The sequence below is a fragment of the Pseudomonas sp. 2,4-D genome, assembly GCF_030418155.1.
GTDB classification, from domain to species: Bacteria; Pseudomonadota; Gammaproteobacteria; order Pseudomonadales; family Pseudomonadaceae; genus Aquipseudomonas; species Aquipseudomonas alloputida.
In genome coordinates this window covers 18,223-36,540 of the sequence record NZ_JAUHUI010000021.1, presented here as the reverse complement: position 1 = coordinate 36,540, position 18,318 = coordinate 18,223, and the positions used below count along the sequence as shown (strand labels likewise).

At 62.2% G+C, this 18,318-nt stretch carries 16 protein-coding genes; 11 read left to right on the top strand and 5 right to left on the bottom strand.

Translation table 11 applies throughout. From position 1 onward, the window contains the following. Positions 1 to 34: 34 nt before the first annotated feature. Entirely contained in the window at positions 35 to 1,027 is a 993-nt protein-coding gene (locus tag QYE47_RS16135; protein ID WP_064492402.1) for an NAD(P)-dependent oxidoreductase, read from the bottom strand. 49 nt (positions 1,028 to 1,076) lie between these two features. After that, positions 1,077 to 1,967, bottom strand: a complete 891-nt coding sequence (locus QYE47_RS16130) for a LysR family transcriptional regulator ArgP (RefSeq protein WP_019439053.1) — start codon at positions 1,965 to 1,967, stop codon at positions 1,077 to 1,079. A gap of 101 nt (positions 1,968 to 2,068) precedes the next feature. On the opposite strand from QYE47_RS16130, the gene QYE47_RS16125 reads away from it, so the two are divergent. From QYE47_RS16125 to QYE47_RS16075, 11 genes are all read left to right on the top strand, one after another. After that, on the top strand, positions 2,069 to 2,668 hold the full coding sequence (locus QYE47_RS16125) for a LysE/ArgO family amino acid transporter (RefSeq protein ID WP_003255185.1): 600 nt from the start codon (positions 2,069 to 2,071) through the stop codon (positions 2,666 to 2,668). Positions 2,669 to 2,934: 266 nt separating this feature from the next. Next, complete coding sequence (locus QYE47_RS16120; RefSeq protein ID WP_012312902.1) at positions 2,935 to 3,531, top strand: superoxide dismutase; 597 nt, start codon at positions 2,935 to 2,937, stop codon at positions 3,529 to 3,531. A gap of 250 nt (positions 3,532 to 3,781) precedes the next feature. Next, positions 3,782 to 5,833 carry a bifunctional diguanylate cyclase/phosphodiesterase gene (locus QYE47_RS16115; RefSeq protein ID WP_014589800.1) on the top strand — a complete coding sequence of 684 codons (2,052 nt, stop codon included), beginning with the start codon at positions 3,782 to 3,784 and terminating at the stop codon, positions 5,831 to 5,833. Between the two features lie 158 nt (positions 5,834 to 5,991). Beyond that, a complete protein-coding gene (locus QYE47_RS16110; RefSeq protein WP_014589799.1) occupies positions 5,992 to 7,326 on the top strand; it encodes an imelysin family protein in 1,335 nt (444 codons plus the stop codon). Between the two features lie 141 nt (positions 7,327 to 7,467). Further along, complete coding sequence (locus QYE47_RS16105; protein ID WP_014589798.1) at positions 7,468 to 7,950, top strand: hypothetical protein; 483 nt, start codon at positions 7,468 to 7,470, stop codon at positions 7,948 to 7,950. Positions 7,951 to 7,963: 13 nt separating this feature from the next. After that, a complete protein-coding gene (locus QYE47_RS16100) occupies positions 7,964 to 8,350 on the top strand; it encodes a hypothetical protein (protein ID WP_014589797.1) in 387 nt (128 codons plus the stop codon). A 109-nt stretch (positions 8,351 to 8,459) separates the two neighbouring features. Beyond that, positions 8,460 to 9,887, top strand: coding sequence for a di-heme oxidoredictase family protein (locus QYE47_RS16095; protein ID WP_019439054.1), 1,428 nt, complete (start codon positions 8,460 to 8,462; stop codon positions 9,885 to 9,887). 19 nt (positions 9,888 to 9,906) lie between these two features. Continuing rightward, positions 9,907 to 10,971: an imelysin family protein gene (locus tag QYE47_RS16090; RefSeq protein ID WP_070383492.1), complete on the top strand. Its 1,065-nt coding sequence runs from the start codon at positions 9,907 to 9,909 to the stop codon at positions 10,969 to 10,971. A gap of 2 nt (positions 10,972 to 10,973) precedes the next feature. Continuing rightward, positions 10,974 to 12,071 (top strand): DUF1513 domain-containing protein, encoded by a 1,098-nt coding sequence (locus tag QYE47_RS16085; RefSeq protein WP_010952112.1) that lies wholly within the window; start codon positions 10,974 to 10,976, stop codon positions 12,069 to 12,071. Between the two features lie 218 nt (positions 12,072 to 12,289). Further along, a complete protein-coding gene (locus QYE47_RS16080) occupies positions 12,290 to 13,438 on the top strand; it encodes an efflux RND transporter periplasmic adaptor subunit (RefSeq protein WP_014589794.1) in 1,149 nt (382 codons plus the stop codon). Positions 13,439 to 13,450: 12 nt separating this feature from the next. Continuing rightward, complete coding sequence (locus QYE47_RS16075) at positions 13,451 to 16,495, top strand: multidrug efflux RND transporter permease subunit (protein ID WP_070383491.1); 3,045 nt, start codon at positions 13,451 to 13,453, stop codon at positions 16,493 to 16,495. A 106-nt stretch (positions 16,496 to 16,601) separates the two neighbouring features. Here QYE47_RS16075 and QYE47_RS16070 read toward each other — a convergent pair whose 3' ends face one another. Genes QYE47_RS16070 through QYE47_RS16060 form a run of 3 tightly spaced genes read right to left on the bottom strand, consistent with a single transcriptional unit; the run spans position 16,602 to position 18,220 of the window. Further along, positions 16,602 to 16,835: a hypothetical protein gene (locus tag QYE47_RS16070; RefSeq protein WP_014589792.1), complete on the bottom strand. Its 234-nt coding sequence runs from the start codon at positions 16,833 to 16,835 to the stop codon at positions 16,602 to 16,604. Further along, complete coding sequence (locus QYE47_RS16065; RefSeq protein ID WP_014589791.1) at positions 16,835 to 17,533, bottom strand: lipopolysaccharide kinase InaA family protein; 699 nt, start codon at positions 17,531 to 17,533, stop codon at positions 16,835 to 16,837. The genes QYE47_RS16070 and QYE47_RS16065 overlap by 1 nt, the downstream gene beginning before the upstream one ends. Before the next feature lie 6 nt (positions 17,534 to 17,539). Beyond that, the gene (locus QYE47_RS16060; RefSeq protein WP_010952107.1) at positions 17,540 to 18,220 is read right to left on the bottom strand and encodes a class I SAM-dependent methyltransferase; all 681 of its coding nucleotides are present in this window, start codon (positions 18,218 to 18,220) and stop codon (positions 17,540 to 17,542) included. Positions 18,221 to 18,318: the final 98 nt, after the last annotated feature.

Here is an 18,318-nt window from a genome sequence, read left to right as displayed (position 1 = left end):
ATAAACCGCCAGCGCGGCGCATTGATGACCATTGTCAGCCGGGCGGCAAATGCTTCCACCAGCCGCAGAATTCATCCACCGCCGTCCACAGGCTGACCTTGGGCTGGTAGTCCAGGTACTGCCGGGCACGGCTGATATCCAGGGTGAAATCCCGGCTCATCACCTGCATTCCCAGGCGCGACAATGTCGGTTGCGGGCGCCCTGGCCATAACATGCAGGCCGCCTCGTTCAGCGCGGCCAGGCTGTAGGCAAGGCCATAGGAACGGTAGCGGGTCACCTGGGGAAGCTGCATCTGGCGCATCACGTAGTTGACCACGTCCCACAGCGGCAGTGGCTGGCCGTTGCTTATGTTGTAAGCCTGGCCCAGCGCCCGGTCATCAGCGAACAATGCACTCAGCAGCGCCTCGTTGAGGTTGTGCACACTGGTGAAATCGACCTTGTTCAGGCCGTTGCCGATGATCGCCACACGCCCTTTGCGTTGCATCTGCATCAGCCGCGGGAAGATACTGGCATCGCCCGCGCCGGTGACGAAGCGCGGGCGCAGCGCCAGCACTTCCAGGCCGAACTCCTGGGCGCCGAACACTTTCTGCTCGGCCAGGTACTTGGTTTGCCCATAGTGATCGTGGAAGCGACGCGGTACCTGGTCTTCACGGACGTCCAGACGCGAACGGCCATTGAAGTAGATCGACGGAGAAGACAGGTGCACCAGGCGCCGTACGTGCTCTTTCAGGCAGCCCTCGACCACGTTCTCGGTCACCACCACGTTGCCTTGGTAGAAATCCTGATAGCGCCCCCAGTTACCCACTGCGCCAGCGCAGTGCACCACGGCTTCGACACCCTGGCACAAACGCCGGGCCAGCTCGGCGTCACCCAGGTCGCCCGGGATGAACTGTGCGCCACGCTTGACCAGATGCTCGACCCCTTCGGCACGGCGGCCGCTGACGCGCACGTCCAGGCCTTGCTCCAGGGCGAAACGCGCAAAGCGCCCGCCAATGAAGCCACTCGCGCCGGTGACCAGAATTCGCATGTAACACTCCGTCTTGCCAGATTTCAGATGCAACTGACGTCAGCCATGGCTACAAGGGCACCAGCCAATGCTGTGCGGTGTGCCGCAGGTGGTCGGTCAGTTGCGCGAGCAATTGCCCGCCATTGCGCCAATGATGCCAGTACAGCGGCACATCGATAGGGGTATCGCGGCAGATTTCCACCAATTGCCCACTGCCCAGTTGCTCCCGGGCCTGCAGTTCGGGCACCAGGCCCCACCCCAACCCGGCCTCGGTCATGCGCAGGAAGCCTTCGGATGAAGGGCACAGGTGGTGCAGGAAACCACCCTCAATGCCCAGCGATGCCAGGTAGCGATGCTGCAGGAAATCGTCCGGGCCGTACACGATCGCTGGAGTACGGGCCAAACGGCTGGCGACAAAACCTTGGGGGAAGTGCCGCGCCATGAACACGGGACTGGCCAATGCCCGGTAGCGCATGGCCCCCAGTGGCAAACTGCGTGCGCCGGCGACCGGCCGCTCACTCCCACACAGGCAGGCCGCCACTTCGCCGGCACGCATGCGTTTCAGGCCCACTTCCTGGTCCTCAACCACCAGGTCGGTCAGCACGTTCTGTTGTGCGCAGAAGTTGCCCACCGCGCCGGCCCACCAGGTGGCCAGGCTATCGGCGTTGAGAGCGATGCGCAGGCGCTCCGGCATGCCCTCTTCGTCCAGCGCCGGTACCTGGCGCTGCAGGTCGCGTTCAAGCAGGCGCACCTGCTGCACGTGGTTGAGTAGCTGCCGGCCGACTTCGGTCGTGCCAGGCGGCGAGGCACGTACCAGCACGGGCTGACCGACCCGCGCCTCGAGCAACTTGATGCGCTGGGAAATGGCCGATTGCGACAAGCCCAGCACCTGCGCCGCACGCTCGAAACCGCCTTGTTCGATCACGGCCGCGAGGGCAGCCAGCAGTTTGTAGTCGAACATCGATTTTCCTAATGGGTTATGAGCTTTATTTGTTTTTCTTATACAGCGCCGAACATCACAATGGCCAGCATCTTTCGTGACCCTTTTTGGAGAGCCCTGCCATGTGGCAAAGCTATCTCAATGGCATGCTGGTGGCCTTCGGCCTGATCATGGCCATTGGCGCCCAGAACGCCTTCGTCCTCGCCCAGAGCCTGCGCCGTGAGCATCACCTGCCGGTGGCAGCGCTGTGCATCGTCTGTGACGCCATCCTCGTGGCCGCCGGGGTATTCGGCCTGGCCACCGTGCTGGCACACAACCCGACCTTGCTGGCGATTGCCCGCTGGGGCGGCGCAGTGTTCCTGATCTGGTACGGCGCCAAGGCGCTGCGCAGCGCCTGCTCCAAGCAGAGCCTGCAGCACCAGCAAGGCCAAGGCGTTCGCTCACGTCGCGCCGTACTGCTCAGCGCCTTGGCGGTGACCCTGCTGAACCCGCACGTGTACCTCGACACGGTGTTGCTGATCGGCTCGCTGGGCGCCCAACAGTCCGCCCCTGGCGCCTACGTGGCCGGTGCGGCCAGCGCTTCGCTGCTGTGGTTCTCGACCCTGGCCATTGGCGCGGCGTGGCTGGCACCGTGGCTGGCGCGGCCGGCGACCTGGCGCATGCTCGACCTGATGGTGGCGGTGATGATGTTCGCGGTGGCGGCGCAATTGATCTTCAACTGACCCCGGGGCGCGGCATATTCATCAACGGCAAGATCGAGCGGCACGCGGTCTTGCAGGCAACACCCGCGCAACGCCGAGCCGCCGGTCGGCACAGCCCAACCCCTGCGGAACCTCTATTCCCTATGTTTGTTGCGTGGTTATGCGCCGGGCCCGGTGCTATGATCCAGCCCTTGCGTCGCAAAGAGTACAGACTCGCCGACGCTTATCGGGCCGCCCGTGATCGGCCTTGCGCAAACCGCAAACAGACCTGAATCAGGAGATCCACCATGGCTTTTGAATTGCCGCCGCTGCCGTACGCCCATGATGCTCTGCAGCCGCACATCTCCAAGGAAACCCTGGAGTATCACCACGACAAGCACCACAACACCTATGTCGTGAACCTGAACAACCTGGTCCCAGGCACCGAATTCGAAGGCAAGACCCTGGAAGAGATCGTCAAGAGCTCTTCGGGCGGCATCTTCAACAACGCCGCTCAAGTCTGGAACCACACCTTCTACTGGAACTGCCTGTCGCCAAACGGCGGCGGCCAGCCTACCGGTGCACTGGCTGAAGCCATCAACGCCGCTTTCGGTTCCTTCGACAAGTTCAAGGAAGAGTTCACCAAGACTTCGGTTGGCACCTTCGGTTCCGGCTGGGGCTGGCTGGTGAAGAAAGCTGACGGTTCCCTGGCCCTGGCCAGCACCATCGGCGCCGGCTGCCCACTGACCAGCGGCGACACCCCGCTGCTGACCTGCGACGTCTGGGAACACGCCTACTACATCGACTACCGCAACCTGCGTCCGAAGTATGTCGAAGCGTTCTGGAACCTGGTCAACTGGGCCTTCGTTGCCGAGCAGTTCGAAGGCAAGACCTTCAAGGCCTGAGTCATTCGGCCTTGAACGAGAAACCCGGCCATGTGCCGGGTTTTTTTGTGCCTGTGTTGCCCGCAAAAAGGCTGGCACGGTTTTGCTTGCTCAGCCCGCATAGCGCGCTAACATCAAACCTCTGGAAGATTGATACAGCGCATTCAAGTTGCGGGGTCAGGCAACCGATACACTGCTCATGATCGGCCGGTAGTGTATCGTCATCGTTGATGGCAAAATGATGCCATGCGCATGGATTAAGGAAACCCCATTGAAGCTGGAATTGCGGAACAGCTTGTCGGTCAAGTTGCTCAGGGTCGTGCTGCTGTCGGCGTTGGCGGTTGGCGTCGTGCTCAGCTGTGCGCAAATCATCTATGACACCTACAAGACCCGCCAGGCCGTGGACAACGATGCCCAGCGCATCCTCGACATGTTCCGCGATCCCTCGACCCAGGCGGTTTACAGCCTCGACCGTGAAATGGGCATGCAGGTCATGGAAGGCCTGTTCCAGGACGAATCAGTGCGCATGGCCTCCATTGGCCACCCCAACGAAACCATGCTGGCAGAAAAGTCCCGCCCGCTGCAGGACATGTCCATGCGCTGGCTCACCGACCTCATCCTCGGCCAGGAGCGCACCTACACCACGCAACTGGTCGGCCGTGGCCCTTACAGCGAATACTACGGCGACCTCAGCATTACCCTCGATACCTCCTCCTACGGCAAAGATTTCCTGATCAACGCGGTGATCATCTTCATATCCGGCGTGCTGCGGGCCATGGCCATGGGCCTGGTGCTCTACCTGGTCTACCACTGGCTGCTGACAAAACCGCTGTCGAAGATCATCGAGCACCTCACCCAGATCAACCCTGACCGCCCCAGCCAGCACCAGATACCGCTGCTCAAGGGCCACGAGAAAAACGAACTGGGCCTGTGGGTGAACACCGCCAACCAGTTGCTGGCCTCGATCGAGCGCAACACCCATCTGCGTCACGAGGCGGAAAACAGCCTGCAGCGCATGGCCCAGTACGACTTCCTCACCGGCCTGCCCAACCGCCAGCAACTGCAGCAGCAACTGGACAAGATCCTCGTCGACGGCGGCCGCCTGCAGCACCGTGTGGCAGTGCTGTGCGTTGGCCTGGACGACTTCAAGGGTATCAACGAACAATTCAGCTACCAGGTCGGTGACCAGTTGCTGCTGGCCCTGGCCGATCGACTACGCGCCCACAGCGGCCGCCTGGGCGCTCTGGCGCGGCTGGGCGGCGACCAGTTCGCCCTGGTACAGGCCAATATCGAACAGCCCTACGAGGCTGCCGAACTGGCGCAAAGCATCCTTGATGACCTGGAAGTACCGTTCGACCTCGACCACGAGCAAATCCGCCTGCGTGCGACCATCGGCATCACCCTGTTCCCCGAAGACGGTGACAGCACCGAAAAACTGCTGCAGAAAGCCGAACAGACCATGACCCTGGCCAAGGCCCGCTCGCGAAACCGCTACCAGTTCTATATCGCCAGCGTCGACAGCGAGATGCGTCGCCGTCGCGAACTGGAAAAGGACCTGCGTGAAGCCCTGCCTCGCAACCAGCTGTACCTGGTGTATCAGCCACAGATCAGCTACCGCGACCACCGAGTGGTTGGCGTAGAGGCCCTGCTGCGCTGGCAGCACCCGGAACTGGGCATGGTGCCACCCGACCAGTTCATCCCCTTGGCCGAGCAGAATGGCAGCATCATCAGCATCGGCGAATGGGTGCTTGACCAGGCCTGCCGGCAACTGCGCGAATGGCACGACCAAGGCTTCAGCGACCTGCGCATGGCGGTCAACCTGTCTACCGTGCAACTGCACCACAGCGAGTTGCCACGGGTGGTCAACAACCTGCTGCAAGCCTATCGCCTACCACCGCGCAGCCTGGAACTGGAAGTCACCGAAACCGGCCTGATGGAAGACATCAGCACCGCCGCCCAGCACCTGTTGAGCCTGCGCCGCTCCGGGGCGCTGATTGCCATCGACGACTTCGGCACCGGCTACTCGTCACTCAGCTATCTGAAGTCGCTGCCACTGGACAAGATCAAGATCGACAAGAGTTTCGTGCAGGACCTGCTCGACGACGATGACGACGCCACCATCGTTCGCGCCATCATCCAGCTGGGCAAGAGCCTGGGGATGCAGGTGATCGCCGAGGGCGTGGAAACGGCCGAGCAGGAAACCTACATCGTGGCCCAGGGTTGCCACGAGGGCCAGGGCTACCACTACAGCAAGCCCCTTTCGGCCCGTGAACTGACCCATTTCCTCAAACAAGCGCAACGCAACCGGGTTTCGGTGTCCTGAGGCACCTGCCCGGTTACAGGCCGAGCCCCTGATTTTCATGAATTGCGCGCCCGCCCCTTTACAGCAAATGCAAATCTTTCGCATGATGTTGTAGTTTTGCGTGCCACGGCGCACGGTCCACCCCTTTGGTCCAACCACACGATGCAGGAAAACCAATAATGATTCGAATGCCTCTGGCCTCCGCCAGTCTGCTGGCCATTGCCATCGCCCTCGCCGGTTGCGGTGAAGGCAAGGACGAAAAAGCCGCCGCGCCGCAAGCACAGGCACCTGCTGCCGCCACCACCGCTGTTGCGTCAGGGGCTGTCGACGAAGCAGCCGGCAAAGCCGTGGTCAAGCATTACACCGACATGGTCTACGCCGTGTACAGCGACTCGCTGAGCACTGCCAAGACGCTGCAGACCGCAGTCGACGCGTTCCTGGCCAAGCCCAACGACGAAACCCTGAAAGCCGCCAAGGAAGCCTGGTTCGCCGCGCGCGTACCGTACCTGCAGAGCGAAACCTTCCGCTTTGGCAACACCATCATCGACGACTGGGAAGGCCAGGTGAACGCCTGGCCCTTGGACGAAGGCCTGATCGACTACGTCGACAAGAGCTACGAGCACGCCTTGGGCAACCCGGGGGCCAGCGCCAACATCATCGCCAACACCGAGATCCAGGTGGGCGAAGAGAAGGTCGACGTCAAGGACATTACCCCCGAAAAACTGGCTAGCCTGAACGAGCTGGCTGGCTCCGAGGCCAACGTCGCCACGGGCTATCACGCCATCGAATTCCTGCTCTGGGGCCAGGACCTGAACGGCACCGGCCCTGGCGCTGGCAACCGCCCGGCATCCGACTACCTGGAAGGCCAGGGCGCTACCGGCGGCCACAATGACCGCCGCCGCGCCTACCTGAAAGCGGTTACCGACCTGCTGGTCACCGACCTCGAAGAGATGGTCGGCAACTGGGCACCGAACGTCGCCGACAACTACCGCGCCAAGCTGGAAGCCGAGCCTGTCAACGACGGCCTGCGCAAGATGCTGTTCGGCATGGGCAGCCTGTCGCTGGGCGAACTGGCTGGCGAGCGCATGAAAGTTTCGCTGGAAGCCAACTCGCCGGAAGACGAGCAAGACTGCTTCAGCGACAACACCCACTACTCGCACTTCTACGACGCCAAGGGCATCCGCAACGTCTACCTGGGCGAGTACACCCGCCCGGACGGCACCAAGTTGACCGGCCCTAGCCTGTCGTCGCTGGTCGCCAAGGTTGACCCGGCCGCCGATGCAACCCTCAAGGCCGATCTGGAAGCCACCGAGGCCAAGCTTCAGGTGATCGTCGACCATGCCCTCAAAGGCGAGCACTACGACCAACTGATCGCCGCCGACAACGCTGCCGGCAACCAGGTTGTACGGGACGCCATCGCCGCCCTGGTCAAGCAGACCGGGTCGATCGAGCAGGCCGCGGGCAAGCTGGGCATTGCCAACCTGAACCCGGACACTGCGGATCACGAGTTCTGATCCTGCTGTAGCGCTTCATCGCGAACGCCCGGCCTTGTGCCGGGCGTTTTCGTTTGCTGCCGGGTAAAACGCTTCCCGCTGCCTGGCGTGCGCGCAGATGCTCATCCTGTAGGCCTTCGATCAAACCTAACAGGAGGCACAGTGCTGCAGATTCTTGATGTCTGGGGCGAAGGCCGAATCGTCCAGCGCATGAATGGGGAAGACCTCATCACCGGATTCAACGATGCGTACAACCTGAACAAGGCTGGCCAGCTCATCTCCAACGGGCCGTTCGCTGGCGGGCACATTCCCAACCTCATCGTCGTATGGGAATACGATGCTCCGGATTTTCCCCTCGACGACCATGCAGTCCCTCACGTGACGCTGATGGGCGCTCCGATCACCCGGCATGTGGCCGAGGAAATGTGCCGGGTAGTTGCCCGCCACGGCAAGATCTACCTGTACGACCCCAACGAAACTGACCGCCGTATGTTCGAGGCAGTCGCCATCGACCAAGGGATGCAGCTGCTCGGACGCTTTCATCCAGCCGAGCTCGACCCTCCGTTCAACGAAATCACCTTGCTCGCGGCCTATGTCTATCGCGCCCCGACCAGCCCGTTACCACGCCCGAAAACTGAACATTGAAAGGAACCACTACATGGCCAACGTCACCTACTTGCGCTCCATCGCCAATAACACGCCTTATACCCTGACCCTGATCGACGGTGAAAACCGCAGCAACAGCCTGGCAGTCGGCGCCCAGCACGTCTGGAATGGCTCGCTGGCCATCCCGTGGATCGGCAGATCCACTGAGAACCACAAGGCCTTGCGCCTGATCCTCGGCCCGTCTGCCGACACCAGCATCTGGATATTCCAGGATTACTGGCAACCTGCGCACATGGACGCAATCAAGTGCATTACCGCCTCCTCCATGGAATACACCAGCGAAGAAGTGATCGAAGTCACCGGCGATAATCGCGGTGGCGGCAACAAGAACCTGATCGTCAACCTGGTCAACCGACACTTCATGCTCTATTTGGCCTGACCAACCGCGCTCGCAGCGATTTCATCAAGCAAACGCAAATTGCTCTTATTCAATGATCCTGGGCCTGCTAAGCTGCACGCCGGTTTTTCGCTCACGCCCAGGATTCTAGATGTCCTTGTCGCTGTCCCGACTCCCCCCCCTGCTGCTGACCCTGGCCTTGGCCGCCTGTGACGACGCCCCGCGTTTTACCCACGCCGAGCCCGGCGAAGCGTTGTCGGGTGGCCAGGCGACCGTGCAGCGCAGCGACCGCAATGCCTATTCCCTGCCCTCGGCCAACCTCTCGCCAGAGCAGCGCCTGGACTTCGCCGTGGGTAACAGCTTCTTTCGCAACCCCTGGGTGATCGCACCGTCAACCACCACCGCGCGTGATGGTCTGGGCCCGTTGTTCAATACCAACGCCTGTCAGAACTGCCACGTGCGCGACGGCCGTGGCCACCCGCCAGAGCCGGGCGACAGCAACGCCGTGGGTATGCTGGTGCGCCTGTCGCTCCCCGACCAACCCTACCTGGCCAAAGTGATCGAGCGCCTTGGCGTGGTGCCAGAGCCCGTCTACGGCACCCAGTTACAGGACATGGCCGTCCCCGGCGTGGCGCCCGAAGGCAAGGTGCGGGTGAGCTACGCCCGCGAAACCGTGTCATTCAAGGACGGCCACCAGGTCGAGCTGCGCAAGCCGGCCCTGCAAATCACCCAGCTCGGCTATGGAGTGATGCACCCCGACACGCGCTTTTCTGCGCGGGTGGCACCACCGATGATCGGCCTGGGCCTGCTTGAAGCGATCCCCGAAGCCGACCTGCTGGCCAACGAAGACCCGGACGACCGTAACCGCGATGGTATCCGCGGGCGGGCCAACCGTGTGTGGGACGACGCCCAGGGCAAAACAGTGATCGGCCGCTTCGGCTGGAAAGCCGGGCAGCCCAACGTCAACCAGCAGAACGTGCACGCCTTTGCCGGCGACATGGGCCTGACCAGCACCCTGCTGCCCAACGACGATTGCACCCCGGCACAAACCGGCTGCCTGGCTGCGCCCAACGGCGACGGTGCCGATGGCGAGAAAGAAGTCAGCGACAACATCCTGCGCCTGGTCACGTTCTACACCCGCAACCTGGCTGTGCCGGCCCGCCGCGACGTCGGCTCGCCACAGGTACTGGCGGGCAAGAACCTGTTCTACCAGGCGGGTTGCCAAGGTTGCCACACACCGCAGTTCACCACCGCCGCCGACGCCACCGAACCCGCGTTGGCCAACCAGGTCATCCGCCCCTACAGCGACCTGCTGCTGCATGACATGGGCCCGGGGCTGGCCGACGAGCGCACCGAATTCGCCGCCAACGGCCAGGACTGGCGTACGCCGCCACTGTGGGGCATCGGCCTGAGCGAAACGGTCAGTGGCCATAGCCAGTTCCTGCATGACGGCCGCGCCCGCAACCTGCTTGAGGCCGTGCTGTGGCACGGTGGCGAAGCCGAGGCGGCACGCAATTTCGTACTCACTTTCGATGCCGAGCAGCGCGCTGCGTTGCTCGCGTTCCTGAACTCACTTTAAACGCGCAAAGGAGCCGGGCATGTTCCGACCCAAACTGTTGTTCACCAGCCTCGCCGCACTCGCCCTCGGTGCCTGCTCGCCACAAGACCCGCAAGCAGTGACCTCCGCCGCCATCGCCAACCAGGTGATCCTCCCTACCTACAGCCGCTGGGTCGAAGCCGACCGTACGCTGGCTGCCAGCGCCCTGGCCTACTGCGAAGGCAAGGAAAGCCTGGAAAAAGCCCGCGCCGACTTCCTCAACGCACAAAAAGCCTGGGCCGAGCTGCAACCGCTGCTGGTCGGTCCGTTGGCCGAAGGCAACCGCGCCTGGCAGGTACAATTCTGGCCCGACAAGAAAAACCTGGTCGGCCGTCAGGTCGAGCAACTGGTCAACGGCGACAAGCCAGTTGATGCTGAGGTTTTGGGCAAGTCCAGCGTAGTGGTGCGTGGCTTGTCGGCCTATGAGTACATCCTGTTCGACAGCAAGCCGGACATCGCCACTGCCGAACAGAAAGCCCGCTACTGCCCGCTGCTGGTGGCCATCGGCGCACACCAGAAAGCCCTGGCAGAGGAGATTCTCAAAGGCTGGAACAGCACCGATGGCATGCTTTCGCAGATGACCAAGTTCCCCAACCAGCGCTATGCCGACTCCCACGAGGCTATCGCCGATCTGCTGCGCGCCCAGGTTACCGCCCTGGACACCCTGAAGAAGAAGCTCGGCGCACCGATGGGCCGTCAGAGCAAGGGCATCCCGCAGCCGCTGCAGGCCGAGGCCTGGCGCAGCCACAACTCGATGAACAGCCTGCAGGCCAGCCTCAAGGCCGCCGAAGCCGTCTGGGTCGGGGTAGACAACCAAGGCCTGCGCGGCTTGTTGCCCAGCGATCAGAAAGCGCTGGCGGACAAGATCGACGCCGCCTACGCTACCTCGCTCAAGTTACTGGCCGACAACCAGAAAACGCTCGGTGAGCTGCTGGCCGACGACGCCGGCCAGCAAACCCTCAACCAGATCTACGACAGCTTGAACGTCGTCCACCGCCTGCACGAAGGCGATCTGGCCAAGGCGCTGAACATCCAGCTGGGCTTCAATGCCAACGACGGTGACTGATCATGCTGCGACGCCAGGCACTCAAACTCGGTAGCGTATTGCTCAGTGCCCTCACCTTGGGCGGCTGGAGCCTGTTCCGCAGCAAAGGCAGCGAACCCCTGCTGCTCTCGGCGCGTGACAACGGCGACGGCCAGCACTATGCCGTAGGTTTTCGCCTGGACGGTACACAGGTGTTCAGCACACAGGTCGCTCAGCGTTGCCATGCCATCATCCACCACCCCGAGCAACCAATCGCCCTGTTCGTCGCCCGCCGCCCAGGTACCGAAAGCTACCTGATCGACCTGCGTGACGGGCGCCTGCTGCAAACGGTAGCCTCGCAACCGAACCGGCACTTCTATGGCCACGCCGTCGTGCACAAAGGCGGCGAATGGCTGTATGCCACCGAGAACGACACCACCGACCCAGGCCGCGGCGTGCTTGGCGTGTACCGTTTCGAAGGCGAACGCCTGGTGCACACCGGTGAGATCCCGACCCACGGTATCGGCCCGCACGAGGTTGCCTGGCTGCCTGACGGCGAAACGCTGGTCGTGGCCAACGGCGGTATCCGTACCGAAGCCGAAAGCCGTGTCGAGATGAACCTCGACGCCATGCAACCGAGCCTGGTGCTGATGCAGCGCGACGGCACCCTGTTGAGCAAGGAAACCCTGGCCCAGCAGATGAACAGCGTGCGACACCTGGCAGTGGCCAGCGATGGCACCATCGCCGCCTGCCAGCAGTTCATGGGCGATGCCGATGAAACTGCCGAGCTGCTGGCGATCAAGCGCCCGGGCGAGCCCTTCAAGGCCTTCCCGGTGCCGGAGCGGCAACTGCAAGCCATGGCCCAATACACCGCGAGCGTTGCCATCCACAGCGAGCTGCGGCTGGTGGCGCTGACTGCACCGCGGGCCAACCGCCTGTTCGTCTGGGACCTGGACAGCGGCGCGGTGCGGCTGGATGCCCCGATGCCCGACTGCGCAGGCGTTGGCGCGGTGAAGGACGGCTTTGTCGTCACCTCCGGGCAGGGCCGCTGCCGGTTCTACGATTGCCGCAAGGCCGAACTGGTCGGGCAACCGATGAACCTGCCGTCCGGCTTCTGGGACAACCACCTGCATCTCGTCTGATTTTTCTGTTGCACTCACTGGCCTTCTCGCAGCTAAAGCCGATCCCACAGGGTTCTACACGGTCCCTGTAGGAGCGGCTTTAGCCGCGAAAAGGCCGGCACAGGCATTTCACACCCCTCCTCCCGAAAAACAGTCAATACTTCCCCCATTCACACGTGGGCAGGATCGCCCGTTGTCGTGTAGAAGCGAATAACAACTGCATCCAAGGAACCGGACCTATGCTGCGCCGCCGCATGCTCATCATGTTGGCCGTGGTTCTGCTGATCGTGCTGGCCCTGGGGGGTTACAAAGCCTTCTCGATCTACCAGCAGATCCAGATGTTCACTGCCCCCAAGCCACCCATCACCGTGGCAGCTGCCATGGCCGAACAGCGCCCGTGGCAAGAGCGCCTGCCCGCTGTCGGCAGCCTCAAGGCGCTGCAGGGCGTGGATCTGAGCCTGGAGGTGGAAGGCATCGTCAAATCCCTGCACTTCGACTCAGGCCAGCAGGTCAAGGCCGGGCAACTGCTCTTGCAGCTCAACGACGATCAGGAAACAGCCCTGCTCGGTACCGCCCTGGCCGACCTGGGCCTGGCCAAGGTCGACTTCGGCCGTGGCAGCCAGCTGGTGGGCGATTCGGCCATCTCCCGCGGCGAGTTCGACCGCCTTTCCTCCCAGTACCGGCGCAACCAGGCAGTGGTCGAGCAGCTTAAGGCGCAGAAGATCAAGAAACGCATCAATGCACCTTTCAGCGGCACCATCGGCATCCGCCAGGTGGACATCGGCCAGTACCTGGCCGCCGGCACTGTGATCGCAACCCTGCAAGACACGTCCAGCCTGTACGTAGACTTCAACGTGCCGGAACAGGCGCTGCCACAACTAAGCCTGGGCCAGCAGGTGCTGGTGCAAGTGGCCGCCTACCCGGGTCAGCGCTTCCCCGGCAGCCTCAGCGCCATCAACCCCAAGGTCGAGGAAACCACGCGCAACCTGCTGATACGCGCCACCATGGCCAACCCCGACGGCAAACTGCTGCCAGGCATGTTCGCCAGCCTGTTGATCCTGCTGCCCAACCCGCAACCGCAAGTGGTGGTGCCGGAAAGCGCCATTACCTACACCCTGTATGGCAACTCGGTGTATGTCGCCTCACCGAAAAAGGACAAGGACGGCAAACCGGAATACGACGACAAGGGCCAACCCCAACTGATCGCCGAACAGCGCACGGTAAAAACTGGCGAGCGCCGAGACGGCGTGGTTGTGATCCGCGAAGGGCTGCAGGCCGGGGAACAGGTGGTCACCGCCGGGCAGCTGAAACTCACACCCGGTGCCGCGATACGCATTGGCCAGGACAACGCCCTCATGCCCGAACCGGGCGCAGCGGCCAAGGACTGACAGGAGGCTGACATGGCGTTCACCGACCCGTTCATCCGCCGCCCGGTGCTGGCCAGCGTGGTCAGCCTGCTGATTCTGCTGCTCGGCTTCCAGGCCTGGAACAAGCTGCAGATCCGCCAGTACCCGCAAATGGAAAACGCCCTGATTACGGTCACCACCGCCTACCCCGGGGCCAACGCCGAAACCATTCAGGGCTATATCACCCAGCCATTGCAGCAAAGCCTGGCCAGCGCCGAAGGCATTGACTACATGACCTCGGTGAGCCGGCAGAACTTCTCGATCATTTCCATTTACGCGCGCATTGGCGCCGACAGCGACCGGCTGTTCACCGAGCTGCTGGCCAAGGCCAATGAGGTGCGTAACAAGCTTCCCCAGGACTCCGAAGACCCGGTACTGAGCAAGGAAGCTGCCGACGCCTCGGCGCTGATGTACGTCAGCTTCTACAGCAAGGAAATGAGCAACCCGCAGATCACCGACTACCTGTCACGGGTTATCCAGCCCAAGCTGGCCACTTTGCCGGGCATGGCCGAGGCGGAGATCCTCGGCAACCAGGTGTTCGCGATGCGCCTTTGGCTGAACCCGGTGAAGCTGGCCGGTTTCGGCCTTTCGGCTACCGACGTGACCAATGCCGTACGCCGCTATAACTTCCTTTCCGCTGCTGGCGAGGTGAAAGGCGAATACGTGGTCACCAGCGTCAACGCCAGCACCGAGCTGAAGTCGGCCGAGGCGTTCGCCGCCCTGCCGCTCAAGACCAGCGGTGACAGCCGCGTGCTGCTGGGCGATGTGGCGCGGGTCGAGATGGGCGCAGAAAACTACGACACGGTCAGCTCGTTCGACGGCACCCCGTCGGTCTATATCGGCATCAAAGCCACCCCGGCCGCCAACCCACTGGATGTCATCAAGGAAGTGCGGCGCATCATGCCTGAGCTGGAAAGCCAGCTGCCCTCGGCACTGAAAGTGTCGATTGCCTACGACGCCACGCGGTTCATCCAGGCCTCGATCGACGAAGTGATCAAGACCCTGGGCGAAGCGGTGCTGATCGTCATCGTGGTGGTGTTCCTGTTCCTCGGTGCCCTGCGCTCGGTACTGATTCCGGTGGTGACCATACCGCTGTCGATGATCGGTGTACTGTTCTTCATGCAGATGATGGGCTACTCGCTCAACCTGCTGACCCTGCTCGCCATGGTGCTGGCCATCGGCCTGGTGGTGGACGATGCCATTGTGGTGGTGGAGAACATTCACCGGCACATGGAAGAAGGCAAGTCGCCGTTCGACGCAGCCCTGGAAGGCGCGCGCGAAATTGCCATGCCAGTGGTGTCCATGACCATCACCCTTGCCGCCGTGTATGCACCGATCGGCTTCCTCACCGGGCTCACCGGCGCGCTGTTCAAGGAGTTTGCCCTGACGCTGGCCGGGGCGGTGATCATTTCCGGTATCGTTGCCCTGACCCTGTCACCGATGATGTGCGCCCTGCTGCTGCGCCGGGAGCAGAACCCGAGCGGCCTGGCCCACCGCCTCGACCAGCTGTTCGAACGCCTGAAAGGGCGCTACCAGCGTGTGCTGCACGCCACCCTCGACAGCCGGCCGGTGGTGCTGGTGTTTGCCGTGATCATCCTGTGCCTGATCCCGGTGCTGCTCAAATTCACCCAGAACGAACTGGCGCCCAACGAGGACCAGGGGGTGATTTTCATGATGAGCAGCTCGCCTCAACCGGCCAACCTCGACTACCTCAACGCCTACACCGACCAGTTCACACCGCTGTTCAAGGCCTTCCCCGAGTATTACTCGTCGTTTCAGATCAACGGCTTCAACGGCGTGCAGACCGGTATCGGTGGTTTTTTGCTCAAGCCTTGGAACGAGCGCGAACGCACACAGATGGAGCTACTGCCGCTGGTGCAGGCCAAACTCGAGGAAATCAGCGGGCTGCAGATCTTCGGCTTCAACCTGCCGTCGTTGCCCGGCACTGGCGAGGGCTTGCCATTCCAGTTTGTAATCAATACCGCTGGCGACTACCCGGCACTGCTGGACGTGGCCCAGCGCATCAAGACGCGCGCTCAGGAATCGGGCAAGTTCGCCTTCCTCGATATCGATCTTGCCTTCGACAAGCCCGAAGTGGTGGTGGACATCGACCGGGCAAAGGCGGCGCAGATGGGGGTATCGATGGACACCCTCGGCGGCACCCTGGCGACCCTGCTGGGCGAGGCGGAAATCAACCGTTTCACCCTTGAAGGCCGCAGTTACAAGGTGATCGCCCAGGTTGAACGGTCTTACCGCGACAACCCCGGCTGGCTGAACAACTACTACGTGAAGAACGACCAGGGCCAGTTGCTGCCGCTGTCCACCCTGATCACCCTCACCGACCGCGCTCGCCCACGCCAGCTCAACCAGTTCCAGCAACTGAACGCTGCGATCATCCAGGGCGTGCCCATGGTCAGCCTGGGCGAGGCGCTGAAGACCGTGCAGGACATCGCTCGCGAAGAGGCCCCGGAAGGCTTTGCCTTCGACTACGCCGGCGCGGCCCGCCAGTATGTACAGGAAGGCAGCGCATTGTGGGTCACCTTCGGCCTGGCGCTGGCGATCATTTTCCTCGTGCTGGCTGCACAGTTCGAAAGCTTCCGCGACCCGTTGGTGATTCTGGTGACAGTGCCGTTGTCCATCTGTGGCGCGCTTTTGCCGCTGTTCCTGGGTGTGTCGAGCATGAACATCTACACCCAGGTCGGGCTGGTGACATTGATCGGGCTTATCAGCAAGCACGGTATCCTGATCGTCGAGTTCGCCAATCAGCTACGCGATGAGCGCGGCCTGAGTGTGCGCGAAGCGATCGAGGAAGCTGCGGCCATTCGCCTGCGGCCGGTGCTGATGACCACTGCGGCTATGGTGTTCGGCATGGTGCCGCTGATTCTGGCAAGCGGGGCGGGAGCGGTCAGCCGGTTCGACATCGGTATGGTGATTGCCACCGGGATGTCGATTGGCACGCTGTTTACCTTGTTTGTGTTGCCGTGCATCTACACCCTGCTGGCGCACAAGGCGAGCGCCAAGGCACCTGCAATCGCTTGAACCGACCTTGGGGCGGGCTTGCCCGCGAAGAGGCCGGCAAGGCAGACGCAAAAAACCAAAGGCTCCGCAATCGCGAGGCCTCTGGCTTTTCCAGCTAACGCAGGGTTCATCCCTGTGACCGCAACCCTTGACGCAGGCCAAACAGGAACAGCAAAAGGTCCTGGTCCGGCTCGCTCCGGGCCTGCTGCTGCGGTTTTGCATCCCGCGGCAACGCGCACTGCTCTGCCATCTCAGCCTTGCTGAACACGGTTGGCCTCGGCTCTTCCCAGGCAGCCACCGCCACGGTGGTCACCGCCAGGCCAGCTACCAGGAACAAAGCTCGAGCAATTTCTAGTTTCATTACTCTAACCCTTTGACAGCGCTGCCAAACGCCATCTTGTAAAAGTAGAGCAGCGTCCGCCATTCCGCGTCATTGAGCGACGAATGGCGGCGCAGCTGACGCAAGTCATTGCCGGCCGCCCGCTGGCAGCTGATACGCCGCCTGCACTTTTCCAGGTCCAGCAGCGCCACTTCGACCCGGGCCTGCTCGCCCTCGCCGATTACCTTGATGAATACGTGCTTGCCATACAGGCAGCCGTGCTGCCAGTGCCCCAGGTGCATCCGCGCCAGGTTGTCCGCCAGGTCCTTGAGCATGCGCTCATGCACCACCTGCGGGTAACGCTCGCGGGCACCTTCGGCATGCCAGGTGTCGAGTTCGACAAAACCGTCCAGCGCTTCGCTGACCAGCAGCGCGCGCCACTGGTGCTCGGCATCGCGCTGCGCACCACAGAAGACGATGCGCGGTACACGCACGCCCAACTGCTCGAAACTGTTCAGCGCATCGAGTTCACGCAACACGGTCGGCCGACCAAAAGGGTGCAACAGGCTGCGGTAGATATGCCCAACCTGGCGTTTGGCATACAACAGCTTGCCATCGACATCGTTGAGGCGTTGCACGCCACTCTCGCCGCCGCGGCGCTGGTTAGGCTCCTCGACCCACTCGCCTTGCTGGCGCCAGTAAAAATCGAACTGCGCTTCCCCTTTATGGGCTACAGCCATCAAACACTACCCCTTACGCAATACATAGACCCGCCACATGGCATAGAACGGCAGGAAGTCGAGGCGTTCCTGGATTCTGAAGCCGGCGGCCCTGAATTCTTCTTCGACCGTTTCGGCAGGTAACACGAAACGGTTCTGGTAATTGTCCTGTTCGGCCTTGGCGCTACGGCGTTGCTCAAGCTTTTTCCGCCGCCAGGCCTTGAAGTTGCCATCCACCCACAGGGAAAGGATCACACTATCACGGCTAACCCGTTGAAATTCCGAAAGAATGGTCTTTCTGTGCGCCGACTCGCCAATGTGATGGAACAGGCGCATGCAGAAAATGCTGTCCACGGCGTTGTCTGGCAGGTCGATGGCAAATGCAGAAGTCTGCAAAGGCCGTACCCGTGCCACCACTTCTGGCGGTTGCGCCGCACAGGCTGTCTCGATCATGGCCTCGGAGTTGTCGGCACCGATGATTACCCGATTGGGCTTTTCCGCCAACAGCGGCCAGAAACGGCCCGCTCCGCATGGCAGGTCGAGTACCAGGCCAGGCTCGCCCGCCAATGCCAAGGCGCGGCGCGCCAACTGCTCATCTCGCTTGTGGGAAAGGCGTCGCGCCAGGCCGTCCTGGTGCTTGAGAAAGTACTCGCGCGCATGGTCTTTGTCGTACTTCTCGGAAAATTCAAGCTTGATGGGGCTACGCATTGGGCATCTCCTGACTCCATTGCGCCCACACTAGTCATGCAAGCGTTGGAATCAGGTCATGCCAATGTGAAAAAAACGTTGAGCACTATTTGACCTGA